This window comes from Bradyrhizobium sp. Ec3.3, from assembly GCF_000472925.1.
GTDB lineage: Bacteria > Pseudomonadota > Alphaproteobacteria > Rhizobiales > Xanthobacteraceae > Bradyrhizobium.
Window position 1 is genome coordinate 1 of the sequence record NZ_AXAS01000128.1, and the last position, 6,553, is coordinate 6,553.

Consider the following 6,553-nt stretch of genomic DNA (forward strand, 5'->3'; position numbering starts at 1 on the left):
CACCAGCACCGGATAGCCCGGTCGGCCAGGGCTTCCTTCATCCCGCAAATGCGCCATCAGCTTCTCGAACCGGTACCATTTGACCAAGCCCGACAACCGATTCAGCGCCGCATTGGCACCGGCTCCCTTCGGCAACCACGCCTCAATAAAACTCGGCTGCCCAGTCTGCTTCACTGCCATCGTTACCTCCAAGGCTTCTGCCCTAGAGAATCACAATCGCGGATTACGCAACAGGCCCCTTGCGGGAGAGAGGGTGGCTTCGCGAAGCGAAGCCGGGTGAGGGGTCTCTCTCCGCGAATCCATTGTCGCTCGAGCTTGCGGATGCAACCCCTCATCCGGCGCTTCGCGCCAAGGGAAGACGCACCTCAATAACAATACGACACGCCGTCCAGGATCGCACACTGCCGCTTGTTGGGCGCGTTGGGATCGTCCATCGGTACCATGCCTTTGCCCTGGCCGACGAACACGCCCTGGCCGACATGGACAGATGATTTGTTGCCGATGATCACGCTCGGATGCGGCGAGGCGCTCGAGCGCGTGCCGTCCGGCCAGATGATGGCATCGCCCGCTAGTACCCCGCGCCGGCCGTCATCGCAGGTGACGTCGACGCCCTGGCGCGTGCACATCTGTGCTAGCGCCGGGGCTGAGATCATCGAGAGAGCGGATAAAAAACCAAGGGCGGCGATGGCTCGGAAGCAGGTCATGGTGTCCCTTCTGATGTGTCTGAAGCAGGCTTCCGTGAATCGTCGCGCCGGAGCCCCCTCCGGTTCAGCCCCGGGGCCCTCAAGACGCGCCCAAGGGGCGCAAATATTCCCTTTAAACACAACATCTTAGGGATTTTTCAGTCGATCGGCTCACAGTCCCTTGCAAAATCAGCGGCGCCCCTTCAAGAGAAGGCGCTCCGGAGAGATGGCCGAGTGGCTTAAGGCGCACGCTTGGAAAGCGTGTGTGCGGGAAACCGTACCGTGGGTTCGAATCCCACTCTCTCCGCCAGTGTTCGTTGAACTCGTTGCGCTTTTCGGCGCCTCTTGCCGTGTACCACCGGATGGACATCCGGCGTAACATCGCAACATGCCCGGGTGGTTTTTCGGTCGCTTTCAGTTCGCCTGACACAACGGTAGCCAACGCCTTCTTGGCCCCCAACAGCGGCGACATTCCGGACCGTCGCTCAGGGCAAAGAGTTGACGTCTCAATTTTCCGCTTGCTTGCTCAACTCGCTGGCGCCTCTGCATCCCGGAACGCGGTGGACCAAAATTTGCCAATCTGCTACCTGAAAGCGAGTATCGAGGTTTGCAGGTGGGGCAATGGCAAGATACTGGTTTGTGGCTGCTCTAGTTGTCGTAGCGTTCCCGGCGAGAGGCGCTCCAACAGTTTGCGATGCCGCAAACTATATTGGAGACAACATTCCTGGCGCCTTAGACATTTCCCTCAGCCTTTCGGAGGACGGCAAAACTTATCCGATACGAGCAAAGTCGGCAGTCACCGAGGGCTACTCCCGTGATATTCTTTGTTTCCAGTATCAAATCGTCAACGTGGGTAGTGAGACAATCCCGCTGGCGTTTTGGAATTTGGTAGATGATTACAGAGCCAAAGATCTAAACAAGCACGAGAGCCGATTTCGAAATCGTGCACGCCCGACGTCGTTTGATGATCCGGTCAAAGCTCCGACAAAGATAAAGGGACTACGCGCCGCTGAAACCTCGGCAACTGCTTGGCGTACTGTAGAAGATGCCAGCAAATCAAAGGACGCGAATGGGAGTAGAACTCCTGCGTTTTCTTTTGCCAAAGCTTCGTCGCTCGATCCCGCAGTGGCAGACGCAGTCAAGTCTGGTCTTTTACCCGACGTAGAAGTGGCGATTTTTGACTATAATGCGGCGCAGGGAAAAGCTGCTCCCGTGTCCGATGCTATCGGCTTCGATGCTGGATCGGTTCTTTCAAGTTCTGGAATTGATTTCAAGGAGAAGGCGTCATCGTACACCTATCTACAGGTCAACGCAGTTGGGCCCTCGATCGACGGCAGCTACGCCTTCGATAAGACATTCTACGTTGTCGAACACCCGCTTACGATCGAGTGGTTGGTACACACCCCTGACGGAAAGTCAGTGTCATCCGTGCAATGCATAAAAATAGCATCTTACAGTCCATTCCCGGTTTCTTTAAGTCAACAATTCTGCATTCGATGAGGACACTTAAACATGAAGGAGGCCGTTTCTAAGGTTCTTGAGGGGTTGGTAGGAGCGCTTGGGGGATAGTTGGCTGGTGTGATTATCTCTGTTTGGACTGCTGGTCCTATTCAAAGCCTCTTTGACTACCAAACGGGCTGGTACCTTGCTTACGCACCGTACTTGTTGGTCCCCATCGTCGTTTTTGTCGCCTACATCTATCTACTAAATGGCGGATGGTTGGTGGGTATCCTTCTGATCGTTGCTGTGTTCGCGGTTTTCATCGTGTCTCGCCAGATGATACCACTCGCCAGCCCCTATCGCTTTGTTGAGTTCGTCGCATTATGGACGCTCGTCGCTCAGTTTGCCGCAATGTTCACTCTCGGCGCATGGCGTCTTTTTTGGGATCGCTACGAATTCGTTCGAAAGAATTCCTGACCCTGCCGGTTTTGTGCCCATCCGCGGGTCAAGAGCGGTAAGGTTCAGACCGAGCAAGTGTTTTGTGCCTCAAGCAGAGGCAAGGCGTTAATCAATTTGCTCGTCGCATTGGGTTCGGCAGATCGATCACCTTGGCTTTTGTTTCGATCGCTACCTTTCGGGCGGCCGTCGCGGATTAGTCGACAGCGTGGCGAATGGCATTTCGCAGGCAGCGCATGGATAGCTCGGAAGCCCATAGCTGGTGAGTGTCAATCGTCGGTTTGATTTCCATTGCGGAACACTCGGCTTATTTGGGTCTTTTGTTTGCTGGAAGAAGTCCACTCAGCATAGGAGGTTAAGATGTTAGGGATCACCTCTGCCGAAGAGATCGCATCGTATGAGCCTACGAACCAAATTATTAGCGTATTCGTCGTCTCAGGGTATGACCGTAAGCTAGTCAACTGGCTTGACGATACCTGGGAGGAAATTCATGGAGATACTGGCGTGCATTGGAAGCTCCTCGTTCCAGTCAAGGATCCGAGACGTCTAACTCTACCGTCACAAATCGACTTAGCTTTATCCGGTGAAATCCGAGAAATGTACGACATTCCCAAAAAGAAAACGCCTTGCTTAGTGTTCGACAATTTTCTCGAGGAAGAGCATCAGAAAATATTGAGCCTCCAGGGCGATGACGACCTGCTCAAGAGTATGATGCTTAAAATGACGAGCCTCATTGAGGCTGAGGTTCGTCAGCTGGGTGACAGTCCGCCCACAGAGCGCTGGAGAAGGGAAGTCACACGAAAGCTTTTCGATGCGGGCCAGTGGACACGAGCAGAAACGAAGCTATTCGGCGCAGCGCAGAAGGCATTTAGCCTTTTGCCATCTGCGGTAAAGATTTTCTTGGGCCACCCGGCTTAGTGCGCGTCCGGCACGCCGTTGAAATCGCTGCTAGTGAAAAATTGCTGCGTTTCCCGAGTTCGACGTCCGAATGCCGGGTAGGAGGCTGCGCCTCCTGACATAACGCCTTCTCCAAATCGAGAGTTGGGGTTAGCTCTCGATTTGTAAAAACCGTGCTAGTTCGCCTTGCGCAGCAGGTTTGGCAGATCGATCACCTTGGCTTTCTCGCTCTTGATGATCGAGCGCAACTCCGTAATCGTCTCCTGCAACTGCGTGCATTCGATCCGGAGCGATTTGACTTCCCCGGCCAGATGGTCGTGCGCTTCGGTCACCGCGTTGTTGATTTCCTCCGCAATGGCTTCGAGAACCACGGCACGTTCTTTTGCCAGGGCGTTGGCAATCTTGCTTTCTGCCCAAGTATTCCATCCCGCCCATGGATCAGCTTCACTGTTCGACGGACTGCGCGTGTCGAGCTTCGCGTCGCCGCTGCGGAAGTCGCACCACAACAGTTGCCGGTGCGCGCGAGTTCAACCGCTCGCGTGTCGATTTTGAAAGCACCGATTTCCGCCAGCACCGGGAAAGCCATTAGCGGCGTCCCCTCGCTTATGCTGGCGCGGACATCCCGCACTGGCGGCGCTCTAACGTATAGGCGGGCTTCCTAGTGGGCTGCGGCGAGCAATGCGGCGTTGCCGGTCAACCTCTTTGCCTGGTTTTGCTCACCTCAAGATTCACCGCGCTTTGAACGCATGAGGCTCCGAGGGCTCCCGGCGCGGGTGACGAATTTCATCTCGTGACCGTCTACTTCAATCCAAGTATTGATACCTTGGCGGTTGTGATCTCGGTTGGCCAAAGCACCTCCGTCAGCCCCGTCGCGGCGGCGACGCGCTGGCCCTGCGGCGTCTGAAACGTGATAACTCCGCCGCCGACCGCGCCGCCAATCTTATTGCCCCAGAGCTTGCGGCCTGTATCTGCGTCGAGCGCATAGAAATTGCCACCCATATCGCCAAAGAAGACAACACCGCCGGCTGTAGGTACCACGCCGCTCTGAACGGGGTAATTGGTCTTCGCGCGCCAACGCCATTTTCCACTGTCCGCATCGACCGCGTAAAGCCATCCCGCCCAATCGAACGCGGGATCCGCCTTGCCCCACATGTTAAAAGGATTGATCGAATCTTCGGCTGACCAAGGCGTATATTTCGGCGTTTGTTCGGCTACCCTGATGGGATCGACCCTTACGGTTGTGCACCATTGAACCTCGCCGATCATCACGAGATTGTTCTGCGGGTTGTATGCCGGCCCGTTCCATTCGGCGCCGCCAATAGAGCCGGGGCAGAAATGCACGCTCTTTTCTGGCGAGAAGTGTACGTCGGCGTTCTCTACCGCCGTGACCGGAAGCCGATAGAGCATCTCCTTCGTGTCGAGGTCGAAGCCGTACAGATGGCCATCCTTGGGTGCAACAAGCATGACCCGCTTGCCGGCCGCGGTTCTCACAATTGCGGGCGCACCGGATACGTCCCAATCGTGCCAATCCTTGGGAACGATCTTGAAATGCTCCTTGTAGGCGCCGGTGCGCGCATCGAGGACAACGACTGAGCCGGTGTAGAGATCGCCGCCTCCACGCACGGCGGCGGCGAAGTCGGGCGATGGATTGCCACCCGGGACATAGAGCAGCCCCGTATCGGGATCGAGCGAATAGGAGGTCCACGTAGCGCCCCCCGAAATCGGCTGGTGGCGCGCCATTTCCCAACTTGACGTGTCGAGTGGCGAAGCGCCCTCTGGGCCTCGGGTAGGATCGCCTGGCTGCTTCGGAACGAGATAGAACTCCCAAACGATCCGCCCAGTCTGAGCGCCAAGCGCATACATGCGCCCCTTCACGCCCTTGAAATCGCCACCGGCATTGCCGATGAAAACCAATCCATTCCAGGCAATCGGGGCCGCCGGCGCGCTCTCACTCTTCTTCGGATCAGCGATTGCGGTGTCCCACAGGCGATCACCGGTCTTGAAGTCGTACGCGAGCACGCGGCCATCCTGCGTCCCGCGGAAGATCCGGCCGTCGAGATAGGCTACGCCGCGGTTGACGGCCTGCGGCGTCGCGGGCGTGTAGCTCTCGTGCTTGCGCCAATTCTCGCGGCACGTGGCAGGGTCGATGGAAAAAGTGTCGTATTGTGTCGAGAACAGCAGTGCGCCGTTTACGGCAAGGATCCCCGTGTTGAAGCCGGTATAAATACCTGTATCGTAGGTGCAGAGCACCTGGAGCCGACCCGCGTTCTCCCGGTTGATTTCGTTTAACCCCGAGAAGCGGTCGGAAGTGAGCGTCTTGTTGTAGCTCGGCCAGTCGCCGGAATCCCTGATCGGTGATTGCGAGGCGCTCGCCGCCGGCGCGGCATCAAAACCAGGCGCGGTCTCGACCGTCAGCTCGCCTTTGGGCGCGTTGAGATAGCGCACATAATTGATCCCCATGGCAGCGATTGGAACGAACGCGTTCCAATTCATATAGATCGTGCCTGCGACCGCAACGCCGACGACGGCTATGGTTATGAGACCGATCTTCATCGCTTTGTTCATTTGGAGCCTCCTTCCGCGCAGAAAACCTTGGTACGCGCGTTCGAGCCGATGAGATCCTTGATTTCATTCCTTTCGGACTCCTGGCTGCTCCAGTGTCCGTCAAGCGCATGTTGGCTCCTTTCTTCCCTCGTCAGGCCAAATAGTCGAACACGACCTGCCCCAATCCCAGCGTCAGATCAGTGATGTAATGGCTACCGGAAACGACGCCGCGCACCGGCAAGCGGGAAACGTCGCACAATGCATGCTCGAAGAGCTCAATAGCGGCAGGGCCAGACCAGGCGCCCTTCAGCGTGACGTCCTCGCAGTAATAGCGCACAAGCTCGCAGATCCGCGGCGTGCAATCCACGTGCGGGATGATCTTGATCATGAAATTGGGCCGCGCGAGGTTTTTCAGCAAAGGCTCTGGATCGAGCTCATGATGCTTGTAGCCCATGGTGGCAGAGACGCAGAGAACTGAGCCATAGTGCAGGGTGCACACCAGGGTTTCGCTCTCATGCGTGATTTTCGGAGCA

General features: G+C 56.7%; 7 protein-coding genes, 1 tRNA gene and 1 pseudogene. 4 read left to right on the plus strand and 5 right to left on the minus strand.

Translation table 11 applies throughout. The features are described from left to right. Window positions 1-180: pseudogene (locus YUU_RS54425) on the minus strand (IS5/IS1182 family transposase); the annotation flags it as partial. 185 nt (window positions 181-365) lie between these two features. Further along, the gene (locus YUU_RS0145245) at window positions 366-704 is read right to left on the minus strand and encodes a hypothetical protein (protein ID WP_027528042.1); all 339 of its coding nucleotides are present in this window, start codon (window positions 702-704) and stop codon (window positions 366-368) included. Between the two features lie 199 nt (window positions 705-903). On the opposite strand from YUU_RS0145245, the gene YUU_RS0145250 reads away from it, so the two are divergent. The 4 genes from YUU_RS0145250 (at window position 904) to YUU_RS0145260 (ending at window position 3,497) form a co-directional block, all read left to right on the plus strand. Beyond that, a tRNA-Ser gene (locus tag YUU_RS0145250) sits at window positions 904-993 on the plus strand. 311 nt (window positions 994-1,304) lie between these two features. Beyond that, the gene (locus tag YUU_RS59865) at window positions 1,305-2,183 is read left to right on the plus strand and encodes a hypothetical protein (protein WP_156944933.1); all 879 of its coding nucleotides are present in this window, start codon (window positions 1,305-1,307) and stop codon (window positions 2,181-2,183) included. A 69-nt stretch (window positions 2,184-2,252) separates the two neighbouring features. Then, window positions 2,253-2,600, plus strand: a complete 348-nt coding sequence (locus tag YUU_RS0145255) for a hypothetical protein (protein ID WP_156944934.1) — start codon at window positions 2,253-2,255, stop codon at window positions 2,598-2,600. Window positions 2,601-2,939: 339 nt separating this feature from the next. After that, window positions 2,940-3,497: a hypothetical protein gene (locus YUU_RS0145260; RefSeq protein ID WP_027528044.1), complete on the plus strand. Its 558-nt coding sequence runs from the start codon at window positions 2,940-2,942 to the stop codon at window positions 3,495-3,497. A gap of 155 nt (window positions 3,498-3,652) precedes the next feature. Here YUU_RS0145260 and YUU_RS0145265 read toward each other — a convergent pair whose 3' ends face one another. From YUU_RS0145265 to YUU_RS0145275, 3 genes are all read right to left on the minus strand, one after another. After that, a complete protein-coding gene (locus tag YUU_RS0145265) occupies window positions 3,653-3,982 on the minus strand; it encodes a hypothetical protein (protein ID WP_027528045.1) in 330 nt (109 codons plus the stop codon). Between the two features lie 292 nt (window positions 3,983-4,274). Next, complete coding sequence (locus YUU_RS0145270) at window positions 4,275-6,041, minus strand: PQQ-binding-like beta-propeller repeat protein (protein WP_027528046.1); 1,767 nt, start codon at window positions 6,039-6,041, stop codon at window positions 4,275-4,277. A 130-nt stretch (window positions 6,042-6,171) separates the two neighbouring features. After that, a partial coding sequence (locus tag YUU_RS0145275; protein WP_027528047.1) for an acetoacetate decarboxylase occupies window positions 6,172-6,553 on the minus strand: 382 nt, incomplete at its 5' end.

Coding starts and splice junctions, on each gene's coding strand:
- YUU_RS0145245 (WP_027528042.1), bottom strand. CDS start 704: ATGACCTGCTTCCGAGCCATCGCCGCCCTTGGTTTTTTATCCGCTCTC.
- YUU_RS59865 (WP_156944933.1), top strand. CDS start 1,305: ATGGCAAGATACTGGTTTGTGGCTGCTCTAGTTGTCGTAGCGTTCCCG.
- YUU_RS0145260 (WP_027528044.1), top strand. CDS start 2,940: ATGTTAGGGATCACCTCTGCCGAAGAGATCGCATCGTATGAGCCTACG.
- YUU_RS0145270 (WP_027528046.1), bottom strand. CDS start 6,041: ATGAACAAAGCGATGAAGATCGGTCTCATAACCATAGCCGTCGTCGGC.